Raw genomic sequence first — 26,382 nt, 5'->3', positions numbered from 1 at the left:
CCACACGCTTTATTCATTCAACTATTATTTGACATCATTTAAACCGTTTCAACCTCAATTTTAGCTTTAGCTTTTTTCTTTCCGCCGATATTGAACAATTTGTTCACTTTTACTCTCCATCCTTCAATCACCATATATACGGCAGGAACAAGAATCAGGGTTAAAATCATTGAGCTTGTCAGACCTCCGATAATTACCCAGGCCATACCATTTTTGGTTTCAGCACCTGCGCCCGATGCCAAAGCAATTGGCAACATACCGAAAATCATGGCCAATGTAGTCATCAGAATCGGACGTAAACGTTCTTTACCTGCTTCTATCAAAGCCTCTTTTACTCCCATACCCTCACTTTTCAGGTGATTGGTAAAGTCAACGATTAAAATCGCATTCTTACACACCAACCCCAGGAGCATAATCAAACCTAAGATAGCAAAGATCGTGAACGAGTTCATCGTCAGTGCCAGGGCTAATATGGCTCCAATCATCGCTACTGGTATCGAGAAAAGTACCACAAAAGGATACACGACACTTTCGTAAAGGGCAATCATAATCAGATATACTAACAAGATACCGATACCCATTGCCAGACCTAAACTGCCGAAAGCATCTCCCTGATTTTTGGCATCACCTAAGTAGTCGATAATTACTCCCTCAGGTAATTTTGTTTTGGCTATTTCTTTTTTAATATCTTCATTGATAGTACCCGATGGGCGACCTACTGCCGCAGAGTTAATTTTAATTGAACTCAAACGGTCTGTTCTCTCTAAAATCGACTGACCTACAATTTCTGTAATATTGGCAAAGTCAGTCAGTTTTACAATCGCACCACGGCTATTGCGAAGCGTCAGGTTTCTTACACTTTCAATATTCTGTTTATCCGATTTATCGAAAATGATATTGATACCGTATTCCTCACCTTTATCTTTATACTTGGTATTGTTGTTCCCTTGGAAAGCTATCTGAACCGCCGAACCCACATCTGGAATACTCAAACCTAATTTTGACATTTTATCTCTATCAATATTAATCGCTACCTCTGTTTTAGGGCTTTTGGTGCTATACTTCACATAGTCAGTTCCCGGAACTTTCTTTACAATCTGTTTCACAATCGCAGCGGCTTTCACTACATCTTCCTGTACGGTTCCTTTTACTGCAATCTGAATCGGAGCCTGTGCGTTACCGGTAGCCGTAATCGGTTGGATATTCACACTTAGACCCGGTATTCTTGAAATCGTATCGCGCATGATTTGTCCAAACTCATCTGTCGAAATCTTGCGGTCGTGTTTATCTACCAGCGTAACTGTAATCTCAGCCAGGTTACTGTTAGATGAGTTTCCGATAACTGACGCCTGTGTACCTACGTTTGAGAAAACATTGGTTACCTCCGGTCTTGCCATGAGCATTTGCTCAACTTTTGCCACTGCCTGATTGGTTTGTACCAATGGGGTTTCTGGGGCTAAGTCAAGCTGAATCGATAACTCACCACGGTCAGCATTACCGATGAATGAAGCACCTACAAAACCTTTGGAAAGTAGAGTGAAAGTTGCTACAAACAAAAGAATAATGCCTATAAATACATAGCGTTTGTGGCCTAAAGACCATTTCAAAGCACTGATATAAGTATCACGTATATTATCTATAATACTCTCAAAACCTAAATTAAGTTTCCCCCAAAGCGTGTTTTTCTTCAGAATCTCTAATTTACCCCATCTTGAGGCCAATAGAGGTGTTAAGGTAAATGATACAAACAAACTCATCAGGGTAGAGAACACAATTACCAGCGAAAATTCTTTCAGGATATTACCGATTAACCCACCTGCCAAAGCTAAAGGTAAGAATACCACAACGTCAACCAAGGTAATTGCCATCGCTGTAAATCCAATCTCATTTCTACCTTCAAGGGCAGCTTCACGTTTGTTTTTACCCATTTCCAGATGTCGGTAAATATTCTCCAGTACCACAATACTATCATCTACCAGAATACCTACTACCAATGATAAGGCCATTAGTGTCATCAGATTAAGTGAGAATCCAAAGACCCACATCAGAATAAAGGTTGGTATCATGGCAGATGGAATAGCCACCAATACAAACAATGAACTTCTGATACTGTGTAAGAAAAGCACCATCACAATACCAACAATAAAAATAGCCAGATATAAGTCATGCATTACAGCATCTGCAGAGGCTAAGGTATATATCGACTGGTCAGCGGCAATCTCATAATTGAAATCTTTAGACGGATAACTTGTCTTGATTTTAGCCAAGGCAGCTTTTGCTCCTGCACTTACCTCTACTGCATTGGCATCGGTTTGTTTCATAATCTGAATACCAATTGCCGGTTTACCATTAATCCGGTTAAGGGTACTCGGGTCTGTCTGAGAATCGGTTACTGAAGCTACATCTTTCAACAAAATACGGCTGCCATTCCCATTTTCACGAATAACCAGATTTCTGAGGTCTTCTACTTTTTTCAGTTTTGCATCTAAACGTAAAGAGAAACGAGACTGGTCTGTTTTAATATTACCTGCCGGATATGATACGCCACTGCTTGCAATGACCTGATTAACCATTGCCGATGAAATATTATAGGTTTGCAGCTTGTCATTGTCTAAATACACCTCAATCTCACGCTCGTTGCCACCAATAATATTTACCTGTGCTACACCCGCTACGTTTGTCAGTAAAGGTTTTACCTGCAAATCAATAAAATCATATAATTCGGTCTGAGGTATTTTTGAGGTTGCACTCACTTTCAGAATCGGCAGGTCGTCAAGACTTAATCTTGATACAACCGGGTCGTCAATATCTTCAGGAAGTCTGGCCTTAATCTGGTTTACTTTACGCTCGGCATCCTGTTGGGCATTGATTACACTAAAACCTGATTTCAGTGTTACGGTAATTAAAGAAAGACCTTCCTGTGAAGAAGAAGAAATCATATCAACGCCTTCAATAGACGATACGGCTTCTTCCAAGGGTTTGGTTACACTACTTTCTACTTCGTCAGAGGCGGCACCTCTGTAAGTAGTCTGCACCATAATCACGTTTGTTTCAAATTTCGGTAATAAGTTATAGTTCAATGTTTTATAACTGATAAAACCGAAGAGTATAAGGGTAACGAAAATTACTGTAATCAGTAATGGTCGTTTAATTGATAATTCTGTTATTGACATGGCTTCTGATTATTTATTAGGTGCAATTTGAATATTACTACCATCTACAATGTTGATGATACCCTCTGTGATGATTTGCTCACCTTCGTTTAAGCCGCTTAAAACCTCTACGTTTTCGCCTACTTCTCTGCCCAATACAATTTTACGTAGTACAGCTTTGTTGCCTTCTGCTACAAACACATAAGGGTTTTTCATACCGTCGCCTAAAGCCTTTTTAGGAATCTGCAAAGCATTGGCACTTTTGTTCAGGTTAAATTCAACTTTTACATAAGTACCTGCTTTCAATGCCGAATTGCCATTGGCTAATAAGATATCTACTTTATAGTTGTGGTTATCGTCGCCTTGCGGGCTGATATAAATGATACGGCCATTGAATGTTTTGGTAGGATAAACATCAGTAGTGATGCTTGCCGATTGTCCTAATTTCAATTCATATACATCTTTTTCGTTGACATACACCACAGTTTTTAACTGACTTACATCTACGATTGAAGCGATAGGGGTTCCGATATTGGCATATTCTCCGGCTGTTAATTTTTTGTCGGTGATGATACCGCTGATAGGTGAAATAATTTTGCCATCGGCAATTTGTTGTTTCAGTTGCTCTGCCTGAATTTTATTATTTTCGTAATTAAACTTGGCATCTGTAACCGCAGTCTCGTTAATTGCATTTCCGGCCAGTAATTCTTTGTTACGCTCATAGTCTGTTTTGGCCTTATTGATTGTCAGTTCAGTTGATTGCAGATTGATTTGTTTGATTTTCGTATCAACCGTACCAATAGTCTGACCTTTGGCAACTCTTGAACCTAACTCGATATTCAATATTTCAATTTTGCCTTGTGTACTGGCTGTTAACGTTGCTTTTTCTTTAGGCTCTAAAACCGCAGGTAAGGATAAATTGCCACTTACTGGAAGTAAAGCTACTTTGGTGGTTGTTACAAATATGGCTACCTGACTACGGTCAACTACTTTTTTACTTTCGTCAATTTTCTTTTTGTTGGCTACCAGTTTAAATGATATGGCACCTATAACGCCAATAATAATAGCTATTGTGATGATTCTTGTTTTCATTGTTTTGTATATTAAAAGCTTTGTAGCCTTCGATTAATTTAAATGATGTTCTGAAATTATTTTAACTGATTGACATAAGTAGAAAGATTTCCTTGCGATTTCTCCAGGTCAACACGTGCGGTTAAGAAATTTAATAATGATGAAATGTAATTGCTTTGTGCTTCTTTGTACGAATAATCTGAGTTAAGAAAATCGGTCAATGAAGCAGTTCCTTTCTGATATTGCAAACCTGTATTTTTCAATATCTCTTCGGCAAGGTCAAGCGTTTGTTTGTTGTCGTTCATACTGGTATAAGAACGGAACAAAGCTGTATTGGCATTCTGGAATTGTAATGCGTAGTTTCTTTCGCTTAATTTTAAGTTTTCCTGTGCGTTCAATAAACTTAACTTGCTTTGCGATAACTGGCTTTTCTTTCTGTTGCCATCAAAAATCGGAATATTCAGTTTTAAGCCAATAGAAGAGTAATCGAACCAGTTACCAAACGATTTGCCAAATTCATTGCCAAAGGTTTGTGCACCATAGCGGGCATAAGCTCCCATAGTAGGATAGAAGGCCAGTCTCTTACGCTCTACATCTAATTGCTGTAAGGCAATATTGTTAGACTGAATCTTAAAATCAAGCAAATTCTTGGTATCTAACTGATTGCCAACCGGCATGCTTACCTGCATTGAATAATCTAATGAATCGTTGATGGCTATGTTATTGGTTAATTCCATACCCATCGCATACTTCAATTTATTCAGGGCTAATTCCTTATTGGTTTTCAATAATGCTAATTGCGACTTGATATTGTTCTGGCTTACTTTCATGCGGTCGTAGTCAATTTTCTTGGCTACACCTTTTTCGTATTGTAATTGCAGGATTCTCAACAACTCATCGTATTTCTTTTGGTTTTCTACCAGTAATTTTTCCTGCTCATTATAAGTAAGAATCTGGTAGTAAGCCATAATTGTGTTATAGATAATGTTTTCGTTATTCTGCAATAATTTCAAATCAGCAATCAGCGTGTTTACTTTATTAGCCTCTTTGGCTACGGAAACCGTTCTGTCAAATAAAACCTGGTCAACTTGTGCTACCAGATTGGTATTGTACTGGTTACCGAACTGAATTCTGATTTCTTCCGGACTGAATGCACCCGCCGGAAGCACCGTTACCTGACGTTTCAGGTTGTCGTCAAAAGTGGCTGTTCCATTTACCTGTGGTAAATAACCTGCCAGCGCTTCTGTCTTTTTTTCTTTAGCAATCAATACTTCGTTTTTGTAGATAGTGCTGCTTGGATTGTTTTTCAGGCTGTAAGCAATGCTTTCTTTCAGACTGAATAAAACTGGTTTCGGTTCTTGCGCTTGTGTGATAACCGATACCATTAAAAGGAATACTGCTATCGGTAATGCTTGTACTTTTTTCATTATTTTGTACTATATTGAGATTTAATTAAATTTTTTTAGTTCTGAATTAAAAGAACCAATGATGTCAAAAAAAAAACTACTTTTTAGATAGTTCCCACTTCTTGAAAAGAGCCGGAATTTCTCTGTTCATAAACTCCATGAAATTGATGAAATCTTCAAGTCCCCGATTAAACTCTTTAGTCGAGTGAGGTCTCTGGTCAAGCACTTCACGCATGGTTTTATGCACTTTATCAAACTCCAAGAATTTAACCTTCATATTTTCTTTCCAATCTGACAGATTACTCTTGAAATAGCGTTTTCTATCGCCAGGTTTGGTAATATATTCGATTCTATCCATTGAAAGTAATAAATTCAGTGCATTACTGGTAGCACTTTTGCTTAAATTCAATTGCTCACGGATTTCATCAAAGGTCAATTCTAATTTATCTGAAACTAACAATAAAGCTGCTATTCTTGCTGCGGCTGGTTGTAAACCGTTTTCGAATATAAGGCCGAGTTTCTCAATAAGCGCTAATTGTCTGTCTGTTAATTTTATAATGTCCATGTTCTGTTTTGCGTAACGGTGCAAAGGTAAATAGTTTTTTTGGTTCTGCAATAAGAGAACCAAATATTTTCAGAGAAAGTTTGATTTTGTTTGAAATATCCTATAAAAGTACAATTCTGTGCTATGAGTGGTGATAGTGTAGGATTAGAGGCTGTGAGAAGTGATAAATCATAGCTGATTCAGCTACTTTTTTTGCGGAAATCTTCAGGTGTGATATGCTCGTATTTTTTGAAGAACTTGGTAAAATAGGAATTATCGCTGAAATTGAGTGTATAGGAAATTTCAGAAATACTTAGGTTTTGATTGACTAACATTCGCTTAGCTTCTAATAAGACCCTGTTTCTGATTACTTCGCCTGCCGTGATGCCTAAATGCTCTTTGCATAGTGCGTTGAGGTGATTAGGCGTTATATACAGCAATTCTGCATAATCCATTGGTCTTTTCAGACTGATGTAATGCTTCTCAACCAGTTTCTGGAAGTTTTTGAGTAAGGTATAATTGAAGAAAGGAATCGAAGGTAGCTTATTGCTATGTGTGTGCTTGTCTATTTCTAAAAAAGCCCGTAGAAGTAAGACCCTGACAATATCCCAGCGAAAAGTATTGTTATGGGTAGAATGCTGAAGAATCTCTTCAAAAATCTTTGCAACAGGTACTTGTAGTTCTGCTGATAGATTAACGACACTGTCTTCTGCAATACCATTGAAGAATGAGAAGGTTTCAAGGTAATCGGGTCTGAGCAAAAAAGACTGAAAAAAGGAAGTGGAAAAATTGACAACATAGCCATCTACTTCTCCTGCAAAATCCCAGCTATGCACTTGTCCGGGTACCATAAAATATATCTGGTAAGGTTGCACCGGAAAGCTACTGAAATCAATGGTGTGGCTTCCACCTCCTTTGGTAAATAATAACAAATGATAAAAAGTATGTCTATGCGGCTTTATCAGGTTATGGTGTGCCTGCAGGTATTCAGCAAATCGGCTCACCAGAATATCGTCATCTCTGAAATCTGTCAGATTACATATATCAACTATCGGAATATGATTTGCCGGACTCATAGACATTGAATACTAATGAATAGCCTGTTTAAATTCAGGTTTGTAATCATTAAAAAACTGTAACCATAACGAACGAGACAGGCGATAAAACACAGGAAATAAAATAAATGTCAATAATAAATATAAGCTAATGTATAAACGCCAGTCCACTCTGTTTTCGAAATAAAGGTAATAGGCTACAGTTGCTGTTACAAACAGTGCGATATTAAACGCATAGCTAATAAACATAGAGCCATAGAAAAAACCAACTTCTTTTTCATATTTCAGATGACATTCCGGGCAATGTTTGTGCATGGCTGTCATTTTGCCTAATACAAAAGGGTTTTTGGTTTCGAACATATCACCCTCCTGACAACGAGGGCATTTCATTTTTATAGCGGCTTCAACTTTGTTCATGATTGTATTTATTTAATGATACAAAGGTAAAATCTGCGCTGTTTAAACTCTGGTAGCAAATATAGAATCTATGGTACTAATTACTGATTAGGATATTTTTTAGAAATCTTTCTTGCTGAATCAATAATCTATTCTTTAAAATCACTTTGTTAAAAGCGTTAATTAGATTGTATAGCCCTGTGAAACGTAAACCATTACCTCTCTACCTAATCAGGTAATAAAAAAGCCCGATACTCCTTCGAATATCAGGCTTTCAAGTTAGAGTTAATCAAATTAAATATTCCCTTTCTTAAATTCTTTTACCGCATAATCTGCTGCTCTGGCAGTGATAGCCATGAAAGTAAGCGATGGGTTCTGTGTAGAGTTTGAAGTCATACATGCACCGTCGGTTACAAATACGTTTTTGCAGTGGTGCATGGCATTCCACTTATCAAGCAATGAGGTTTTAGGGTCATTTCCCATACGAACACCACCCATTTCATGAATATCCAGACCCGGAGCCTTTTTAGGATTATCATGTGTCTGAATGTTTTTGAAGCCTGAAAGTGTCAACATTTCAGTCATTTGCTCATGAAAATCCTTAATCATTTTCTCATCGTTATCATCATAAGCTACCGATGTTCTGATTAACGGAATACCCCAGGCATCTTTCTGGTCTTTATCTAAAGTAACAAAATTGCTTTCTTTCGGAATGGTTTCGCCCATCATGTGTGAACCTACACGCCAGTTGCCGTATTTTCTGTCGAACAGGTTATTTTTTAATTCTTCACCAATACCGTTGTTATCGGTATAATTCATACGGCTGCCACTGAATCCGGCGGCATAACCACGTAAGAAATCGGTTTCCTGTTTGGCTAAATTTCGGAAACGAGGAATATAACTTCCATTCGGACGGATACCTTCAGTTTTGCTATCCAGTAATCCCTCATATTCTGCCGAAATGGTAGTACGGAAATTATGGAAGGCAATATATTTACCTAATAAACCATTGTCATTTCCTAAACCATTCGGGAAACGGTTAGAAGTTGAGTTTAATAAAATCAAGTTAGAATTAATCGTTGCCGCATTCACAAAAATAACTCTTGCGTAGTATTCAGTCATTTGTTTGGTATGTGCATCAATTACCCTCACGCCACTTGCCTTATTTTTCTTCTCATCGAAGATGATAGAATGAACCACTGAATCAGGTTTCAGGGTTAGTTTACCTGTTTTAGCTGCCCAGGGTAGGGTAGAAGAGTTACTGCTGAAATAACCACCATACGGGCAACCTCTCTGGCAGAGGGAACGGTTCTGGCATTGTCCACGACCTTGTTGTGTATGAATAGGTTTAGGCTGTGTTAAGTGGGCACAACGGCCAATGATAACCGGACGGGCACCTTTGTAATGCTTTGCCATTTCGTTGGTAAAATGTTTTTCTACACACGATTGTTCGTGCGGAGGTAAAAATTCACCATCGGGCAATTGCGGCAAGCCATCTTTATTGCCTGAAATTCCGGCAAACTTTTCTACGTAGCTATACCACGGAGCAATATCTGCATAACGGATAGGCCAGTCGATGGCAAAACCATCACGGGCAGGGCCTGTAAAATCATAGTCTGACCAGCGCTGTGTACCTCTGGCCCACATCAATGATTTGCCACCCACCTGATACCCGCGAATCCAGTCAAAAGGTTTATCTTGTATATAAGGATGTTCGTTGTCTTTTACAAAAAAATGTGCAGCGTCTTCGTTGAAAGCATAGCAACGGCTGGCAATCGGGTTGGCATCTCTGAGTGCTTTCGGAATCTGACCTAAATGCTCAAATTCCCAGGGTTGCATCATGGTTGTTGGGTAATCGGTTACGTGGCGTACATCACGACCACGTTCAAGTACTAAAGTGCGAAGTCCTTTTCCGGTTAATTCTTTGGCTGCCCAGCCACCGCTAATACCTGAGCCTATAACAATTGCGTCAAAGGTACGGTCTTTGACTGAATCTATATTTAAAAATGACATAATAGCTTCTGAAGAATAGAGTATTGAATAGATTGTAATTAATTACCTCGGTTAAGCTTTTACAGGCACACAACCATGATAAAAGCCAGGAGCCATATTAAACCTCAAGACATTAGTCATGTAGAATTCAGAGTTAGTATACCCCTGAATGGTCAGGCGTTTAATCATATTAGCAAATTGCTTCGAAGTGCTATCTGAAGAGTCAAGCATTTTGTTAATCAGTTCTTTCTTTTGCGTAGCATCCAATGCCACAAAAGATTTCTGATAAGTTTGTTGTGCCAGTTCTTCAGTCTTTTTAAGGCCATCTTTAAAAGTTTTCTGCTGAGTTTCGCCATAACAATCATTAATCATTCGCATGGCAAACTGGTGTACTTTCAAAGATTTTGCACCCGGGGTAGAGGTTTCGGGAATGATGGTTTCAACTATTTCGCCCAATAGTTCTTCATCATTATAGGTTAATTTGGAGATTTTACCAATAGATTCTGGTGTCCAGTTGGTTGCCCAAGAGGGGAGTGCTACCAAACTTCCGAATGCTACCGATAAGCTTTTAATCGCATTGCGCCTTTGCATAATTATTTTAATATTTAATTGTCGTAAAACCATACAAACTTAAATATTAAAACTTAAAATGTCGCAGATTTAGTATGAGAAAATTATAGATAGTTAGAAATACTTAGTTTCTTGACCTCTTTTCATACGATTTACCATACTTCCTTTTCTTTTCAGCCTCGTAATCTCGTCTCACATTTACCTTTTTATTTTTCTCGGATTTTTCATGAAAAGCAGGTCCGACCTCTTCTTTTTTAGGTCGTTTTAAAGCAGGCTCTTTCATAAAAACCTTCGGCATTTCATCTTCTATCAGTTCGTCTGATATTTCGAGTTGCTCAGGTAGTGCTGATACAGGAATCTGATAATTCATTAAGGCTTCAATTGCCTGCCTGATTTCAGCATCTTTATCGGTAAAGAAACTGATGGCAATCCCTTTTTTATCCTGCCTCCCGGTTCTACCAATACGGTGAATATAGTTTTCAGGCACCTCGGGCATATCAAAATTAATGACGTGCGATACTTCCGAAATATCCAGTCCTCTGGCTACAATATCAGTAGCTATCAGAATCCGGTAAGTGCCATTCTGAAAATTATTGATGGTATCGAAACGATTGTTCTGTGATTTATTGGAGTGAATCACTCCCAATTGAGAAGCAAACTCCATTTCAAGTTCATCGAACAATTGGTCGGCCAATTGTTTGGTAGCTACAAAAACCAAAACCTTGCTTGTTTCGGCTGGCTTTGCCAATAGTGTTTCTAATAGATTGACCTTTGTATAAAAATTGGGGAGTTGGTAAGCTATTTGTGAGATATTATCTAATGGGGTTCCTGCAGGTGCCGCTTCAATTCTGATAGGTTGATTGAAAAAGTCTTTGATAATCTGTTCTACCTCATCTGTCAAGGTAGCAGAAAACAATAGGTTTTGTCTTTTTTGCGGCAATAAATCCAGAATATTAACTAATTGCGGACGAAACCCGAGGTTCAGCATTTCGTCTACTTCATCAATGACAAGTTTCCTGATAGACTTGGTTTTTATCACATTCATCGCCAGTAAATCTATCAATCGGCCGGGTGTACCAACCAGTATATCGGCACCATTAGCTAATTCTGCCACCTGTTGCTTGATATTTACCCCCCCATATACCCCAACTACTTGCAGGTTTATGTATTTACTTAACTGCTGCACCGATTCTACTACCTGTGCTACCAACTCTCTGGTAGGTACAATAATAAGCAATTGCGGATTCTTTTCTTTCGAGAACTGATATTGTCTTAAACTCGGTAGCAGATAAGCAAAGGTTTTACCAGTTCCGGTTTGTGCTATGCCGCATACATCCTGCCCTGACATGATGACAGAAAAAGCATTTTTCTGGATAGTGGTAGGAGTTGTATAGCCTAAATCGTTTAGGGCATTGAGTAAAGGTTTATTCAGATTTAAATCTTCGAAAGTCATTGGCTGTAAATTATACGGGTACTGGCAGATTGATTATTGATGCCATTAAAATATCCTAACGCTTGTTGGCGGTAAGAAGTTTCAAAACCTTTTTATTAACCCGGTAATCGGGTAAAATCAGGATTATTGTCTAAATAATAGATAATATAACCCGTTCGGTCGAATGTTTTTGGGAAAAGACCTTTTGTTGATTATTTTAGCTTTTCAATCATCTGATTATTATTAACTATATGAGACAAAAACTAAACATTCAGCCACTGTTCATAATGCTTGCCTGTGCATCACTGACATTTTCGGGTCATGCACAGGAAACTAAAAAACACTTACCTATTATTGATGTACACGTACATGCCATGAAAGTGAACCCTGCATTTGCCAACGACCTTTGTCCGTGGTTTCTAAAAAACATGCCGGGGAGTGACCCTAAACAACCTGCACCATCTTTTTTAAGTAACGGATGCGCCGACCCTTTAAAAGCAGCCAAATCAGACAAGGAAATGCAGGATGCTCTTTTAGGAACAGCCGAACGATTAAATATAATTATGGTTGCCAGTGGAGATGCTACTATTCTTCATAATTGGCACAAGGCTGCACCTAACCGAATTATTCCCTCAATAGGAATCAGCAACCCTAAGGAAATGACAGTAAAGGCTTTTGAAGACTCCTTGTCTAAAGGATTTTATAAGGTAATGGGGGAGGTAGCTCCTCAATACCAGGGCATGTCTCCAAGCGATATGAGTTTAGATGAATACTTTGGGGTGGCCGAAAAATTAGGTGTTCCGGTGGGTATCCACATGGGTACAGGGGGGAATGGTATGGCTAATATTACCGCACCTAAGTACCGTGCCTCTTTGGGACGTCCGTTTTTATTAGAAGATATGCTGGCTCGCCATCCTAAACTAAAAATCTGGGTTATGCACGCAGGATACCCCATGATAGACGAAATGATTGCCTTAATGGGGGCTAATGCCTATGTATATGTAGATTTAGCCGGATTTATCTGGAGTTATCCGTTAGAAGAAATCCATGCTTATTTGCAACGTTTAATTCAGGCAGGTTTCGGTAAACGTATCATGTATGGTACCGACCTGATGATATGGCCTAAACTCTTAGAAACTTCAATCAATGTGATAGAAAGCGCCAATTACCTGTCAGAAGAGCAGAAGAGAGATATTTTCTTTAATAATGCCGTAAGATTCTTTAATCTGGACGAGAGCAAGTTTAAATAATTTGCGAAGTAGTTAAAACGTAAAAAACCATTGAGGAATGGTTTTTTACGTTTTAAACTGGAATAGTCTTAGAAGTTGTTTGAGTTAAATTTTGAAAGTAAAAAAGAGCGATTTTTGATTCAATAAGATTAACTCAAACAACTTCTTAATTTTTCTTTGTCATTTTTTCGTAAACTTTCATACCCAATTTTTGTCCCCATTCTCTTCCTATATTCGATGATTCTGCTATGATTGCTGGTGTTTTTTCAACCATTTTTTTCCCTGTAGGGCTTTCAAAAAAGGCAATCATGTCTTTAATTTCCTGGTGTGTGTAGTTTTTATCATAAATAGGCACATAGAGTTCTGCTACTTCGTCATAATTAATAGACTTTAAAAATTCATCCCAGAAACCTTCAGGTAAACCATTCTGGTCAGCCTTGTCTTTCATGCTTTGTGCCATTGACTCAACTCCTGCTTTGGCATTATTTGCTGTACCGCTTACAATTAACAGCCTTTTAATATCTTTCAGTTTTTCATCGTTGGTCTGACTGAAACTTACGAAGGAAACGAGCGTAAATACGAAGATTAATAAATGTTTCATGATTTTGTTTTTGCCTTGATTAGACACAGATTTATAGTGAAAACGATTGATGCAATAATACAGGATTTTTTAGTCTATAGCAAGTTGTCAGGTGTTTGGTCAATAATAATTGACTGTTCATGTTATATTGTTAGCATTAAAAATATATTTTGCTCAAGCTGGGAATTAGCCAAACAAATGACCTACTTTTACAGACTTTCTTATTTGCGCAAACCTTCCTATAATAACATTTGATTCTTAACTGCTAATAGTGTTAAAATCTCTAATCACTCAAACATTATGTTAGCACAGTTAGTAAACATTGCGCTCATCGACCAAGATGAAGACGATCAGCTTTTTTTTCGTTTCACTAAAAATGACTTCAATCAAATCAAATCTATTAATTTTAGAGTGTAAAGAAACTATTCGTTCTAATATTCAAACTCTCGAAAAATTTTTACCAGATATACTTTTTCTTGAATGTCTTACCCAAGGTAGAGAATACTTAGAGGCTATTCGAAGTAATCAGATATTGAGAAATTTATTCTGTGTAACTCACTCAGGTACTGATTATCTAAGTCAGAAAGAAGAATCATTCAACGCCGAAGCAAATTTATTTTATTTAAAGCCCACCGAAAAAGAGCATTTTGTCAAGATACTCACTAAAATCTTAACCTTGAATAAAGCTGATTATTTTCCTCCTAAATTTGAGTCGTTTGTAATTGCATAATCAGATAATTGACATAAAAGCTCGTTAAAACAGCGAGTTTTTGTGTTAAAATAAAGAAACATTTCAAAAACTTATATATGTTAAAAATCTGCCTTGATGTGCGTTAAGAGTCTCAGAACCTGATAGAATATACTGCCCTGCTAAAACCAGTTCCCCAATCATTTATAAAATCTCTTTCTTTTTTTCTGTGCAAGCCATTTGTATTTAGTGATAAAAACAAAAAAAAGTACCCTTTTGAGGTACTTTGTGGAGACGCAGAGAGTCGAACTCTGGTCCGAACATGGCACTTGTCGAGCCTTCTACATGTTTATTCGGTCTTGATTTTCGGGAAAAGATAGGTGTCCGACATACCGAGCCTTTTCCTTAGAAACCTAAATACTAATTAAGTACAAGTTACCCGCACTTAATCGCCTCTGCGGTTCGACACTCCGAACTCCCCAACGGCAGAGGTTAGCCGAGGCGGAATGTGGCTAAAAGGTTAATTCACTCCGGAATTAAGCAGCCATGGCATACGAAGTATTGCCAGTTATTGTTCGGAAGAATTTTTAACAGGAGATTCTACCAACTCCCGACATGCTTTTACTCGCAACCACTCACGCCGTCAAAACCGGTCGTCCCCATGATTGCTGGTCATAATACTACAAAAATCAGTTTTGAAAAGTTCGTCTTAACGAAAAATAATTTATAGCATTCTGGCAAGTGGCTTCGGCCATACGGCTGAAGCCACAACTGTATGAGAAGTAGAAACTACAACTTCATACTCAAAGCAATCCGCTTTCTTGGAATATCTATTTCTGTAACTTTTACCTGAACTTTTTGATGTACTTTTACTACCTCATTGGGGTCTTTGATGAAACGGTTCGCCATTTGCGACACATGCACCAGTCCATCCTGATGGACGCCTACATCTACAAAACAACCAAAGGCGGTTATGTTGGTAACAATGCCTGGTAAAACCATTCCCTCTCTTAAATCTTCTATTTTATGAACATCAGAGGCAAATTCAAATTCTTCTAAAGCCTCACGAGGGTCACGGCCAGGCTTTTGCAATTCCGACAGAATATCATTCAAGGTTGGTAAACCTACGGTAGCGGTTACGTAATTATTCAGATTGATTTTTGATTTTATCTGGGCATTATTCACTAAATCAGCTACTTTCAAACCTAAATCTTTTGCCATTTTTTCAACAATCGCATAAGTTTCCGGATGTACGGCCGAATTATCCAAAGGGTTCTTTGCACCGTTAATCCGCAGGAAACCTGCGCTTTGTTCAAAGGCCTTTGCGCCGAGGCGAGGGACTTTCTTCAATTCATCTCTTGAACCAAAAGCTCCATTTTTAGCTCTGTAATCTACAATATTCTGTGCAAGAGATGGCCCTAAGCCTGAAACATAGCTTAATAGGTGTTTGCTGGCTGTGTTCAATTCAACACCCACCAGGTTTACACAACTTTCTACGACTGAATCAAGGCTTTCTTTGAGCATTTTCTGTTCAACGTCGTGTTGATATTGCCCCACTCCGATAGATTTCGGGTCAATTTTTACTAATTCTGCCAGAGGGTCCATTAATCTGCGGCCAATCGAAATAGCGCCCCTTACAGTTACATCTTTTTTTGGAAACTCCTCACGGGCAATTTCAGAAGCTGAATAAATAGAAGCACCCTGTTCTGAAACCACATGCACCTGAATTTTATCTAACTTCAAGGATTTTACAAAACTTTCGGTTTCACGGCTGGCAGTGCCATTTCCAATGGCAATGGCCTGTATTTTGTAATCGTAAATCAATTTCTTGATTACACCTTCTGCTTCCATCTTTTTATCCATCGGATAAATAACAGTGTCATACAATAAATCACCTTGCTCGTTCAGACATACCGTTTTACAGCCTGTTCTGAATCCCGGGTCTATGGCTAATACTCTTTTTTGTCCTAATGGTGAGGCTAATAATAGCTGACGAAGATTAGCGGCAAATATCTTAATGGCTTCGCTATCTGCCTTCTGTTTCGAGAGGTTTGAAAACTCAGTTTCAATGCTCGGTTTCAATAAGCGGTTATAGGCATCTGTAATGGCATCGGCCACCTGTTCTTTGGCTTCCGGCAAGCCTCTGAGGTAAATTCTGTCTAAGGCATCGGTTCCTCTTTCTGCTTCAATAGATATATCTACTGAAAGGATTCCTTCTTCTTCCCCACGTCTGATGGCTAACAGTCGATGAGATGGAATTCTTGACAATGGTTCTGAAAACTCAAAATAATCCTGATACTTGGCACCTTCTTCTTTCTTACCTTTCTTTACCTTAGCACTTACGATTGATTCTCTTTCAAAAATCTTACGAATGCTGTTTCTTGCCTGAATGTCTTCGTTAATCCACTCAGCCATAATATCCCGTGCGCCTTGTAGAGCATCTTCCACACTTTCTACTTTGTCAGTAAGGTATTTTTCAGCAATAGCTTCAATGTTACGGTCTTTCTGGGCAAAAATAATTTTAGCTAATGGTTCAAGCCCTTTTTCAATGGCAATGCTTGCACGGGTTTTGCGCTTTTGTTTATAAGGCAGATATAAATCTTCTAACTCATTCAGATACAAGGCATTTTGTAGCTTATTCAGTAATTCAGGGGTCATTTTGCCCTGTTCTTCTATCGATTTAATGATGGCTTCCCTGCGTTTATCGGCCTCTGAAAACTTACTGTATAAGTCTTTTACAGAAGCTATCTGCACCTCATCCATGCTTCCCGTCATTTCTTTTCTGTATCGGGCAATAAACGGTACAGTTGCCCCTTCTTCTAACAAAGTTATGGTATTAGTAACGCTTTTTTCTGTCGCACTTACAGCATGGACTATAATTTGTATTTGTTTTGTAGTCATGTTTCCAACCTTTTTAATTTAAAAGGAATCCTAATTATAAAATCGAAAAATCAAAACGCAAAAATCTATTAATAAAATGAAAATTCAACTGTTTGTAGCAATCATTCTTTCCACATTTTCTTTTATGGCTTGTGAACAAGAATCGCAGATTCCTGACGAAAAACAGAACTTAACCAGTTTAGATGCAACTGTTATTAAATATGGTACAAGTTTTGGTATGTGCCTTGGCCCATGTAAAAAAGAAATGACTCTCGTAAATGATGAAGCCGCATTTACTGTTTACCTGAATGGTGGAAGAGGAACAGAAGGTGGTGAACCAAAAACCTATACAGAAAAACTGACAGCCGATTATATCTCGGCAGTATCAAAAACTGTTAATTTTGAAGCATTTAAAAAATTGGAGGAAGTAATAGGTTGTCCTGATTGTGCTGATGGCGGTGCAGAATGGGTAGAAATTACCAAAAATGATTCGAGACATAAAGTAACTTTTGAGTTTGGTGATGATATTAAAGAAATTGCCCCACTATTGAAGTTGCTTCGTGAGAAGAGAATTTATTTTGAAGAAAAATATGTGAAGCCATAATTTCAAACCCTTTTACTGATGAAGTGCCAACTCTTTTATTTAATTGTGATACTGGCCTTTATTACTGCCTGTTCAAATAAAGAGGCAGACAGTATAATGAATCAAGAGATAATCATAAAAGGGGGCTATTTTTTTGGAGAATGTTTTGGGACTTGTCAGGCAACGGTAGAAATTATAGGAACTACTGTAAAATACACTGGAAAAGATAATAGTAAGAACAATGCTGAAAAGCAATGTTCTGCTAAGGTATCAGCCAGGGTTATTTCAGATTTGGAAGCCGCAATCGACTTTGACGAATTTGGAAAACTACCGATGGTAATTGGCTGCCCGGATTGTGCTGATGGAGGTGCCCAGTGGATAGAAATAGTTAAATCAGGCGAAAGCCATAAAGTTGTATTTGACTATAACAGACCTCCTGATGCCATTAAGGAACTTGCTAATTTCTTTTCTGCACAGTTTACAAATTTTAAAAATTGTCGATAGGTTTCATAAAATCTATCACTATCATTTTGAAATCTGCTACTGATAAGCTTGCTTTGTAAAGGCAGTTTCACCTTAGATAATAACTATCTAAGGTGATTTTTTTTGCGCTTATTTCAATAAACCGATTCTATTTATGTACGACCTTATTATTGTTGGCGGTGGAGCAGCAGGCTTTTTTACGGCGATTAACGCCGCAGAGAAAAACAAAAATCTAAAGATTGCTATTTTAGACCGGGGAAGAGAGGTTTTACAAAAAGTAAAGGTTTCAGGAGGTGGGCGATGCAATGTTACTCATGCCTGTTTTGAGCCTACGCAGTTAGTGAACTATTATCCGAGAGGAAATCGGGAATTACTGCAACCTTTTCAACAATTTAACCCTACTCATACCATTGAATGGTTTGAAAGCAGAGGAGTGAGGATTAAAAAAGAAGCTGATGGACGAATGTTTCCTGTAAGTAATTCGTCGCAGAGCATCATTGATTGTTTTTTAGATGCCTGTCGGAAAAACTGTATCGAAATTATTACCAATACCCGTGTTGAAAGTATTGAAAAACAAGACGGACAATGGCAATTGCATACCATTGGTAACAGACAATACCTGGCTAAAAAATTGATGATTGCCACTGGAAGTGATACCGCAGTATGGAAACTTTTAGAGAATCTTGGCGTGAGTTTAGTTTCGCCTGTACCATCGCTCTTTACTTTTAATATCAAAGACGAAAGGATTCAGGATTTAATGGGAATTAGTGTTGAAAATGTAGTTTGTCAGTTAAGTAGTGCAAAAAACAAAATACTTACTACTTTTTCGTCAAATGGCGCAATCCTGATTACGCATTGGGGTTTATCGGGACCGGCTATTTTAAAGTTGTCGGCCTGGGCGGCCAGAGAACTGCGTGAATTGAACTATGATTTTGAAGTAATCGTAAACTGGCTTGGAAAAACTGATATTGAAAAGATAAGACAACACCTTCATCAGCAAATTGGCAATCAACCTAAAAAGAATGTTTTGGCTAATGCAGAGTTTGGACTCTCTATCAGACTGTGGAAAAGCCTTTGTATAGCATCAGGGATAGGTGAATACCAGAAATGGGCAGAAACCGGAAAAAAACATATAAGCAGATTGGTAGAGCAACTGACTGCAAGCCGATTCAGTGTCAATGGTAAAAGCACTTTTAAAGAAGAATTTGTAACAGCAGGAGGAGTGGAGTTAGCTGAAGTTGATTTTGAAAAATTTTCTTTAAAAAAATACCCTGATATTTATATGGCAGGAGAAGTATTGAATATTGATGCTGTTACAGGAGGCTTTAACTTTCAGGCGGCATGGACAGGTGCCTGGATTGCCGCCCAGCATCTATGAGGTTTTCTTTTTCTTAGCTGCCTGAAGCATTTCTGTAAAGACAGACTTTTCATTAATCTCATCTAAGATTAATGCTTCATTAAGTACTTCCAGAAAGGCCGATTCCTTGCTTTTGAAGTCGGCTATATTAGCAAACGTTATTCCGTGTATGTATTTTCTGCCTTTAGACTCTACTATGCCTTGCTCATTTGAAAGCTGGAAGCCTCTCAGAAAACAAAGTTCAAGCCCTGTGGTTGGATGCACTTTACCAAAATAGCAAACATGCTGTTTGATGGTAAACATTGGTGTGTTGATTTCAAGATGCTCACGCATTTTAGGATGAGCTTTCAGAATCAACACTCTGAGCCTTTGCATCAATTGTTGCAGATGCAGCGGTTGATGGTCTATGTATTCCTCAACTGACAGATACTTTATCATCTTTTTTTATGAACGAACCTACTAACATACCTGTGATACTTGCCAGCAAACCCCATATCATGCCCGGAATTTCGGTCGGGTAAAACTCTAAATACAACCAGACGCCTGTTCCGGCTACCATTGATAAAATGGCACCTAAAGCCGTTGCCCGTTTCCAGTATAGTCCTGCTACCAAGGGAGTAAATAATGCCACTAAACTTAGAGAGGAAGATTCTCCGACTAATTCATAAATTTCTGATTTATTCAGCGAAAGTATTACGCTGATAACAGTAATGCCAATGACTGATAAACGCATAACCTGAAGTAATCTTTTATCAGAAATCTTTTCACCGTAAAGCGGTCTTAAGAGATTTTCCCCCACAACTGTTGCAGGGGCTAAAATAGCTCCGCTGCAAGTACTTAATATAGCAGAAAGCAGGGCTCCAAAAAATAGAATCTGCATGCCCAAGCCCGAATGACGAAGCACCAGAGCCGGGATTGTCATTTGAGAATCTCCCTCTTTGATGTCAGGATAGATTAAAGAACCGCACAGGGCAATCACTAAAGGCATACAGGCAATAGATAGATACATAAATGCCGACCAATAGGCACCTCTGACAGCAACTTTCTCTGATTTTGATGAAAGTACTCTTTGAAACACATCTTGTTGTGGTATAGAGCCCCAGCCAATGGTAATCCATGCACCGAAATAAGTAACCCAATTGACAAAGGAGTGTTCTTTGGGTGTAAACCGGAAAAAATCCGGTGGTGTTCTGGCAAACATCTGTCCCCAGCCACCAATCTGACTTACTAATTCGACCATCAGAATCAGTAAGCCAATAATAATAATAGCTGTCTGAACGGTATCAGTAATAGCCACCGACCACATACCCCCTACGTATGTATAAAAGACCACCACAGAAGCGCAAATGAGAATACCATAAATGAAGGGAATTCCGGCAATAGCTTGCAAGACAATGGCTAATGCTACTAATTGGGCTGCAATCCAGCTAAAATAGGAGGGTATCAGAAAAAGTGCTGAAATCCATTCTACATTTTTATTATATCGGATACTAAAATAATCGCTGAAAGTAAGTATATTTAATTTATATAAGGGTCGTGCAAAGAAAAGGCCAATCAATAATAAACATAATGATGCCCCAAACGGGTCTTCGATAACACCTATTAAACCATTTTCTATAAATTCTGAAGAAGCACCCATGACCGTTTCAGAGCCAAACCAGGTAGCAAAAAGCCCTGATGCTACTACATAGGTTGGCATTTTTCTTCCCGCAACGGCAAAATCATTCGCTGTTTTTACGAATTTAGATGCAAACCACCCCACAAGCATAGTGCCTAACAGGTACAGAATAATAAATGTCAGAAGCATAGATTAGGTAAAGGAATTAATTAAATAATTTTAAAGTTTTGAAAATAGTAAATTTTCCTTTTTATTCCCGAAGAACTGCAATTTTTATAGCAATTTGTTTACCAAGTTTAAAATTTCGTTAGAGAAAAGACCGTAAATAAGTTTTTTTAATTTAAAATTTGTGACTTTGTTTTTTAATTTAAGTCCAAATTGACAAATATTCGTTAAATCCTATTTTTAACTAAAAATTGCGCAACTGTGACCCACCTTATTGAGAGATTTACAGAAATATTAAGAAAAGGGAAATATAACTCCCAGACTATTGCTGCTTACCGTAATGCCATTTTTGTTTTTTATAATCACTTCCGTGATTTACCACAAAGTAAAATTACTGAAGAATTAATTTCAAATTACCTGTTAGACTTAAGTGAAAAAAAAGGTGGAACAACAGATGCGGCAAAGCAGGCGGGCAAGGCAATAAAACTTTTCTATGAGGTAATTTTCAAGCGTAAACTTGGTATTAAGGCCTCTGGCGAAATAAAAGAGGATACATTACCGGAGATTCTGACAGAAATTGAGGTAGAAAGTATCATAGGCGTATTAGATAATCCGAAACATAAAGCCTTAATGGCAACTATTTATGCAATGGGTCTAAAATTGAGCGATATTTTAGTGATGAAAGTAAATGACCTGAATCTGGACACGAGGCTTATTATGGTTCCGCCGTCTAAAACAGACAAAGGTAGAAAACTGAAAATACCCCGAAAACTGATTCCGATTCTAATGGCTTATTTTGAAAAACATAATCCGAAAGAATTATTATTTGTAGGAGAAAAAGGGCGACCTTATAGCCCAAGAAGTGTGCAATTGGTATTTCAGCAGGCACTTATGAAAGCGAAAATTGATAAAAATGCTACAGTTCATACCCTCAGGCACAGCTACGCTGTGCATTGTTTAGAGAGAGGGATAGATATACACCTGCTAAAAGAAATTCTGGGACACAAATACTTGCAGACAACCTCTATGTATTACCAGATAGCCCAGATAGACCTGGCTAATATCAGAAGCCCCTTTGAAGATTTGGAGTTAATTTAAAACAATCCCAACAAAATGTAAAAGTTTTGTTGGGATTGTTACTTAATCCTCCATACTTGCTTCTTTTAAAACAATAGTTTTCTTTTTCAGAGAGTTCAGTTCTAATTCGCTTAACTCTGCCCGGTTTTTGGCCACATCAATTGCCGTATAAATGGCTTCAATCATCGAAGATTCATCAGCCTGATTTTTACCTGCAATATCATAGGCTGTTCCGTGGTCTGGCGAGGTGCGAACTTTCGGAAGCGCTGCCGTGAAGTTTACGCCGTTTTCAAAAGCAATCATTTTAAAAGGCATTAAACCCTGGTCGTGATACATGGCCAGCACAGCATCATATTGTTTCCATGCGGCTGTACCAAAGAAACCATCGGCAGGAAATGGACCGAAAACCAGCGTGCCTTTTTTCTTGATTTCATTTAAGGCAGGCTGAATGATTTCTTTTTCTTCGTTACCTAAAAGCCCGTTTTCTCCGGCGTGCGGATTCAACCCTAAAACAGCGATACGGGGTTTTTGAATATTAAAATCTCTTTTGAGCGAAGTATGAATCTGCTCAATCTTTTTGATAACTAATTCTTTACTGATTTTACTTTTCACCTGTTCAATAGGCAAGTGTCCGGTTACCACACCTATTTTCAGTTGCTCGCTTACCATAAACATCAATACATCTTCGGTGTCAAATTCTTTGGCCAGATACTCTGTATGACCCGGAAAATTAAATTCTTCACTCTGAATATTATGCTTGTTGATAGGGGCCGTTACGAGCGCATCTATTTTGCCTGCTTTCAGGTCGGCTACGGCTCTTTTTAGTGCTTCAAATGCTACCTTTCCGGCTTCCGGTGTTATTTTTCCCGGTTGTACTTCCAGGTTCTGGTCGTTTACGCAATTCAGCACATTTACCTGCTTATGATTCACCTGGTCAATTTTCTGAATTGTAGAAAACTGCCAGTCTTTCAGTTCCAATTGCTGGCGATAGCGGTTAATGATTTTACCGGAACCATAAATAACAGGAGTACAGATTTTATTTAAACGATTGCCTCCAACGGCTTTTAGTATTACTTCCGGGCCTATTCCATTGAAGTCACCAATACTGATTCCTATCACAGGTTTATGTTGTTCGCTCACTTTTCTATTGATTTAATTATTTCAATTCTTGCTTAAATTATATGCGCTCATTCAGAACAAGAGAATCTTTGAACTTTCAACGCTTATTCTTAAAAATATATTGGACAATTTTACCTGTAAACGTAATTTTGCCGCAATTTACTGACAAACATACGATAAAAAAAATACTGTGAATACAATTACGTCCGGCAACCGGGGTTCAGTTTTAATAGTAGATGAAATGCACGTGAGTCTGTTGCCCATGCTCGAAAAAATAGGTTATGTGCCCGATTATCAGCCAAAAATCCAGCGACAGGAAATTATGGATATTTTAGGTAATTATGAAGGCATGCTTATCAGAAGCAAAACGAGAGTTGACGACGAATTGCTAAAAAATGCCACACAATTAAAATTTATAGGTAGGGCAGGAGCCGGCATTGATTTGATTGACGAAGTGGTTGCCGAAGAAAGAGGCATTGTTGTTTTTGCCGCAAATGAGGGCAACAGGGTAGCAGTAGCCGAGCATATTATTGGCATGTTACTGGTATTAATGAATAACCTGCTGATAGCCGACAGACAGGTAAGAGAAGGCAAGTGGCTGAGAGAGGAAAACAGAGGATACGAACTCTTGGGTAAAACGGTTGGTATTATAGGCTACGGCAATAATGGCGCTGAAACAGCCAAACGACTTTCTGCCTTTGGTTGTAAGGTGCTTGCGTATGATAAATATAAAGTTGGCTTTTCAGATGCGTACGCCACAGAGGCTACCATGAAGGAAATTTTTGATAAAGCTGATATTCTGAGCCTTCATATCCCGCTTACGAAGGAAACTTTTCAATTAGTAAATTCAAATTTTCTGAATTCATTTGCCAATGATATCTACTTTGTCAATGCTTCTCGTGGGGAAGTGGTGGTTTTAGAGGCTATTGTAGAGGGGTTAAACTCAGGCAAGATTAAGGGTGCTTGCCTTGATGTGTTGGAAAATGAAAAACTAAGCCAATTAAATCAGAAACAGAAAGAAACTTTTGACCAGTTAATAAAATCGGATAAGGTAATTTTCAGCCCTCACATTGCAGGCTGGACACATGAATCTTATGTAAGAATCAATGAAGTACTGATTGAAAAAATTGAGAAATTGTTTAATTGAGCCATAAATAAATAGGTTTGAGACTGTAAATTTTGCCTTGGTAGGTTTGGTTTGTGCTCCAACGCATGCGGTCGAATGACCTACTTATAGGGAAGCCAAGCTATCTCTGAAACTTACACACAAACTGTCTAATAAAGCATATAAATTAAAGCCCACCCAATAATAAGTGATTTATTGGATGGGCTTTGTTAAAAAATGAAATATTCAAGTTAATAACCTTTTTCAGGACGAAATAGTTAAGCGAATAGTAATATGAGATACGATACTTGTAAAAATAATAGTTGGAATAAATTCATCCAATCCGATACAAAAACAATCAAAATATCCTTTTTGATTCTTACAAGACCAAAATGAAACAATTTGTTTCCCAACTACAGCATTTATGGATTTAAACTTTTCGTACAGCTTTTGGTTATTGAAGTACACCTTGTCCAATTTTTTCAATTGCAGTTCATCAGTTGAATCATCCGCTTGAATCAGAAGTATGAATTCATCAAAACAAATAAAAACCTTACTATATAGATTTGCATTTATTTCTGATGGCTTAACGATAATATCATTTATAATTTGTCCTTCTATTTCCATGATTAATATTTTTGGGCCTTAGATGATGCTTGTTTTAATATTTTTATTGCTGTTTGAGCTTTTTGATCTCCTGTGGCTGCCAAGTTCGCAACCTCTAAAATTTTCATGCCTTTTAAGGCGTCGTCAACTACGCTAAGATTGCCAATTTTTCCACCCCTTTGTAAAACACCTTCTGATAGGGTCATCTCTATCATATTAATTAAACTTCCAAGTACTTTTTTGCCACCATTTGTAAGTTTAGGAGCGACACCCCCACCACCAGTAGCATCCAAGGCAAAAGACACACTGCTTATCACCACGCCGGTTGCATCTTTTTTCATCATTGCATCACTTAGCTGTGCTGCACTACCAAGCACTGGTAACTTTTCTGTCCCTTCTAATATTCTTTCTTTAGCTTTCTCATTTCTTTCGTTTAATTCATATAAAGACTGCCTTCTATCGGCATAAGTTTTTGCCTCCTCCTGTGATTGAGGTTTTATATTGAATCCAAAATAATCCAGTAATCGTTGAATTAACCCAGGAGGGTCTTTTTCATTATCTTGATAACTCCCACTCACGCCTACAACCCCAGAACTATTCTGGTAACTCTGTGTACTATACCCATCAGAATAAGTAAAATCTTTTGCCTCTTCTGATGTCATTCCACTTGGGTCAATAAATCTTATAGGATTATTATTCCCATATACGTAGGGTGAAAATCTTCTTGATATGTCAGCCAAAGGGTCAACTGCATGCCATCTACCAATGGGAGCATCATACATCCTCGCCCCGAAGTCATACCAATCTAATCCAAACTCTTTGTATTGTTCTTTACCTGAATACTTAAAATTATCCTGGTTATGTTGTTGGAAACTATTAATATCTAACCCCCAGGGGTCATAGTCATTCGCTTGTACTAAAACAGGTGGCTTATATACGCCGCCCATAGGATACCGTTCAGAGAACGGCTGGGCGCCCCAGGCTGTCGCAGCGGCTGTTTAAACAATCAGCCGAACGATGGCAATGTCATTATTGCAAAAAAACAAACACCATAAATGCATCGGTGTTTGTTTTCCACGATATAAACTATTTTCTTTTCTTCTTCTTTGGAGTTTCTTCTTCCTCGTCATATTCCTCTTCTTCTTCTTCCTCCTCGTCATATTCCTCTTCTTCTTCTTCTTCTTCTTCCTCCTCGTCATATTCCTCTTCCTCCTCCTCGTCGTACTCTTCTTCTTCTTCTTCCTCCTCGTCCTCTTCTTCTTCCTCCTCCTCGT

24 protein-coding genes and 1 other RNA gene are annotated in these 26,382 nt (G+C 38.1%); 7 read left to right on the top strand and 18 right to left on the bottom strand.

Features of this window, described 5'->3' with window-relative positions:
• Positions 1 to 38: 38 nt before the first annotated feature.
• The 9 genes from EWM59_RS13535 to EWM59_RS13495 all read right to left on the bottom strand — a co-directional run bounded on the left by EWM59_RS13535 (position 39) and on the right by EWM59_RS13495 (position 11,639).
• Positions 39 to 3,173, bottom strand: coding sequence for an efflux RND transporter permease subunit (locus EWM59_RS13535; RefSeq protein WP_130021515.1), 3,135 nt, complete (start codon positions 3,171 to 3,173; stop codon positions 39 to 41).
• 9 nt (positions 3,174 to 3,182) lie between these two features.
• Positions 3,183 to 4,244 (bottom strand): efflux RND transporter periplasmic adaptor subunit, encoded by a 1,062-nt coding sequence (locus tag EWM59_RS13530; RefSeq protein ID WP_130021514.1) that lies wholly within the window; start codon positions 4,242 to 4,244, stop codon positions 3,183 to 3,185.
• 56 nt (positions 4,245 to 4,300) lie between these two features.
• A complete protein-coding gene (locus EWM59_RS13525) occupies positions 4,301 to 5,650 on the bottom strand; it encodes a TolC family protein (RefSeq protein ID WP_130021513.1) in 1,350 nt (449 codons plus the stop codon).
• A gap of 76 nt (positions 5,651 to 5,726) precedes the next feature.
• Complete coding sequence (locus EWM59_RS13520) at positions 5,727 to 6,194, bottom strand: GbsR/MarR family transcriptional regulator (RefSeq protein ID WP_130021512.1); 468 nt, start codon at positions 6,192 to 6,194, stop codon at positions 5,727 to 5,729.
• A 179-nt stretch (positions 6,195 to 6,373) separates the two neighbouring features.
• Entirely contained in the window at positions 6,374 to 7,249 is an 876-nt protein-coding gene (locus EWM59_RS13515) for an AraC family transcriptional regulator (protein ID WP_130021511.1), read from the bottom strand.
• 12 nt (positions 7,250 to 7,261) lie between these two features.
• Positions 7,262 to 7,645: a DUF983 domain-containing protein gene (locus EWM59_RS13510; protein ID WP_130021510.1), complete on the bottom strand. Its 384-nt coding sequence runs from the start codon at positions 7,643 to 7,645 to the stop codon at positions 7,262 to 7,264.
• Between the two features lie 273 nt (positions 7,646 to 7,918).
• Positions 7,919 to 9,637 carry a GMC oxidoreductase gene (locus EWM59_RS13505; protein ID WP_130021509.1) on the bottom strand — a complete coding sequence of 573 codons (1,719 nt, stop codon included), beginning with the start codon at positions 9,635 to 9,637 and terminating at the stop codon, positions 7,919 to 7,921.
• Between the two features lie 51 nt (positions 9,638 to 9,688).
• A complete protein-coding gene (locus EWM59_RS13500) occupies positions 9,689 to 10,207 on the bottom strand; it encodes a gluconate 2-dehydrogenase subunit 3 family protein (protein ID WP_130021508.1) in 519 nt (172 codons plus the stop codon).
• A gap of 103 nt (positions 10,208 to 10,310) precedes the next feature.
• Positions 10,311 to 11,639, bottom strand: coding sequence for a DEAD/DEAH box helicase (locus tag EWM59_RS13495; protein ID WP_130021507.1), 1,329 nt, complete (start codon positions 11,637 to 11,639; stop codon positions 10,311 to 10,313).
• A gap of 230 nt (positions 11,640 to 11,869) precedes the next feature.
• Between EWM59_RS13495 and EWM59_RS13490 the strand changes: the two genes are divergently transcribed.
• Positions 11,870 to 12,868, top strand: a complete 999-nt coding sequence (locus EWM59_RS13490) for an amidohydrolase family protein (RefSeq protein WP_130021506.1) — start codon at positions 11,870 to 11,872, stop codon at positions 12,866 to 12,868.
• 145 nt (positions 12,869 to 13,013) lie between these two features.
• On the opposite strand, the gene EWM59_RS13485 is transcribed toward EWM59_RS13490, so the two are convergent.
• Complete coding sequence (locus tag EWM59_RS13485) at positions 13,014 to 13,448, bottom strand: DUF2059 domain-containing protein (protein ID WP_130021505.1); 435 nt, start codon at positions 13,446 to 13,448, stop codon at positions 13,014 to 13,016.
• A 355-nt stretch (positions 13,449 to 13,803) separates the two neighbouring features.
• Between EWM59_RS13485 and EWM59_RS13480 the strand changes: the two genes are divergently transcribed.
• Positions 13,804 to 14,157 (top strand): hypothetical protein, encoded by a 354-nt coding sequence (locus EWM59_RS13480; RefSeq protein ID WP_130021504.1) that lies wholly within the window; start codon positions 13,804 to 13,806, stop codon positions 14,155 to 14,157.
• 244 nt (positions 14,158 to 14,401) lie between these two features.
• Here the strand turns inward: EWM59_RS13480 and ssrA are convergent.
• Both ssrA and EWM59_RS13470 read right to left on the bottom strand, forming a co-directional pair.
• Positions 14,402 to 14,776, bottom strand: a transfer-messenger RNA (tmRNA) gene (gene ssrA / locus EWM59_RS13475).
• Between the two features lie 128 nt (positions 14,777 to 14,904).
• A complete protein-coding gene (locus EWM59_RS13470; protein WP_130021503.1) occupies positions 14,905 to 17,016 on the bottom strand; it encodes a Tex family protein in 2,112 nt (703 codons plus the stop codon).
• A 76-nt stretch (positions 17,017 to 17,092) separates the two neighbouring features.
• On the opposite strand from EWM59_RS13470, the gene EWM59_RS13465 reads away from it, so the two are divergent.
• From EWM59_RS13465 to EWM59_RS13455, 3 genes are all read left to right on the top strand, one after another.
• Positions 17,093 to 17,599: a hypothetical protein gene (locus EWM59_RS13465; protein ID WP_130021502.1), complete on the top strand. Its 507-nt coding sequence runs from the start codon at positions 17,093 to 17,095 to the stop codon at positions 17,597 to 17,599.
• A gap of 96 nt (positions 17,600 to 17,695) precedes the next feature.
• Entirely contained in the window at positions 17,696 to 18,082 is a 387-nt protein-coding gene (locus EWM59_RS13460; protein ID WP_165372175.1) for a hypothetical protein, read from the top strand.
• 133 nt (positions 18,083 to 18,215) lie between these two features.
• Complete coding sequence (locus EWM59_RS13455; protein ID WP_207219982.1) at positions 18,216 to 19,439, top strand: BaiN/RdsA family NAD(P)/FAD-dependent oxidoreductase; 1,224 nt, start codon at positions 18,216 to 18,218, stop codon at positions 19,437 to 19,439.
• Here EWM59_RS13455 and EWM59_RS13450 read toward each other — a convergent pair.
• Both EWM59_RS13450 and EWM59_RS13445 read right to left on the bottom strand, forming a co-directional pair.
• Positions 19,434 to 19,856, bottom strand: coding sequence for a DUF1801 domain-containing protein (locus EWM59_RS13450; RefSeq protein WP_130021499.1), 423 nt, complete (start codon positions 19,854 to 19,856; stop codon positions 19,434 to 19,436). The two genes, EWM59_RS13455 and EWM59_RS13450, sit on opposite strands and share 6 nt — an antisense overlap.
• Positions 19,834 to 21,225 carry a high affinity choline transporter 1 gene (locus tag EWM59_RS13445; protein WP_130021498.1) on the bottom strand — a complete coding sequence of 464 codons (1,392 nt, stop codon included), beginning with the start codon at positions 21,223 to 21,225 and terminating at the stop codon, positions 19,834 to 19,836. Before EWM59_RS13445 ends, EWM59_RS13450 begins: the two co-directional genes overlap by 23 nt.
• A 237-nt stretch (positions 21,226 to 21,462) precedes the next feature.
• On the opposite strand from EWM59_RS13445, the gene EWM59_RS13440 reads away from it, so the two are divergent.
• Positions 21,463 to 22,299: a tyrosine-type recombinase/integrase gene (locus EWM59_RS13440; RefSeq protein WP_130021497.1), complete on the top strand. Its 837-nt coding sequence runs from the start codon at positions 21,463 to 21,465 to the stop codon at positions 22,297 to 22,299.
• Positions 22,300 to 22,341: 42 nt separating this feature from the next.
• On the opposite strand, the gene pdxA is transcribed toward EWM59_RS13440, so the two are convergent.
• Complete coding sequence (pdxA, locus tag EWM59_RS13435) at positions 22,342 to 23,418, bottom strand: 4-hydroxythreonine-4-phosphate dehydrogenase PdxA (protein WP_130021496.1); 1,077 nt, start codon at positions 23,416 to 23,418, stop codon at positions 22,342 to 22,344.
• Positions 23,419 to 23,587: 169 nt separating this feature from the next.
• Here pdxA and EWM59_RS13430 point away from each other — a divergent pair, with 169 nt between their 5' ends.
• Complete coding sequence (locus EWM59_RS13430) at positions 23,588 to 24,544, top strand: NAD(P)-dependent oxidoreductase (protein WP_262709276.1); 957 nt, start codon at positions 23,588 to 23,590, stop codon at positions 24,542 to 24,544.
• Positions 24,545 to 24,766: 222 nt separating this feature from the next.
• Here EWM59_RS13430 and EWM59_RS13425 read toward each other — a convergent pair whose 3' ends face one another.
• From EWM59_RS13425 to EWM59_RS27635, 3 genes are all read right to left on the bottom strand, one after another.
• The gene (locus EWM59_RS13425; protein ID WP_130021495.1) at positions 24,767 to 25,129 is read right to left on the bottom strand and encodes a DUF6334 family protein; all 363 of its coding nucleotides are present in this window, start codon (positions 25,127 to 25,129) and stop codon (positions 24,767 to 24,769) included.
• 2 nt (positions 25,130 to 25,131) lie between these two features.
• On the bottom strand, positions 25,132 to 26,055 hold the full coding sequence (locus EWM59_RS13420; protein ID WP_130021494.1) for an RHS repeat domain-containing protein: 924 nt from the start codon (positions 26,053 to 26,055) through the stop codon (positions 25,132 to 25,134).
• Between the two features lie 139 nt (positions 26,056 to 26,194).
• On the bottom strand, positions 26,195 to 26,382 hold a 188-nt coding region (locus tag EWM59_RS27635), incomplete at its 5' end, for a hypothetical protein (RefSeq protein WP_207219981.1).

The organism is Emticicia agri (assembly GCF_004168285.1).
GTDB classification, from domain to species: Bacteria; Bacteroidota; Bacteroidia; order Cytophagales; family Spirosomataceae; genus Emticicia; species Emticicia agri.
This window is presented reverse-complemented; position numbering and strand designations above follow the sequence as displayed.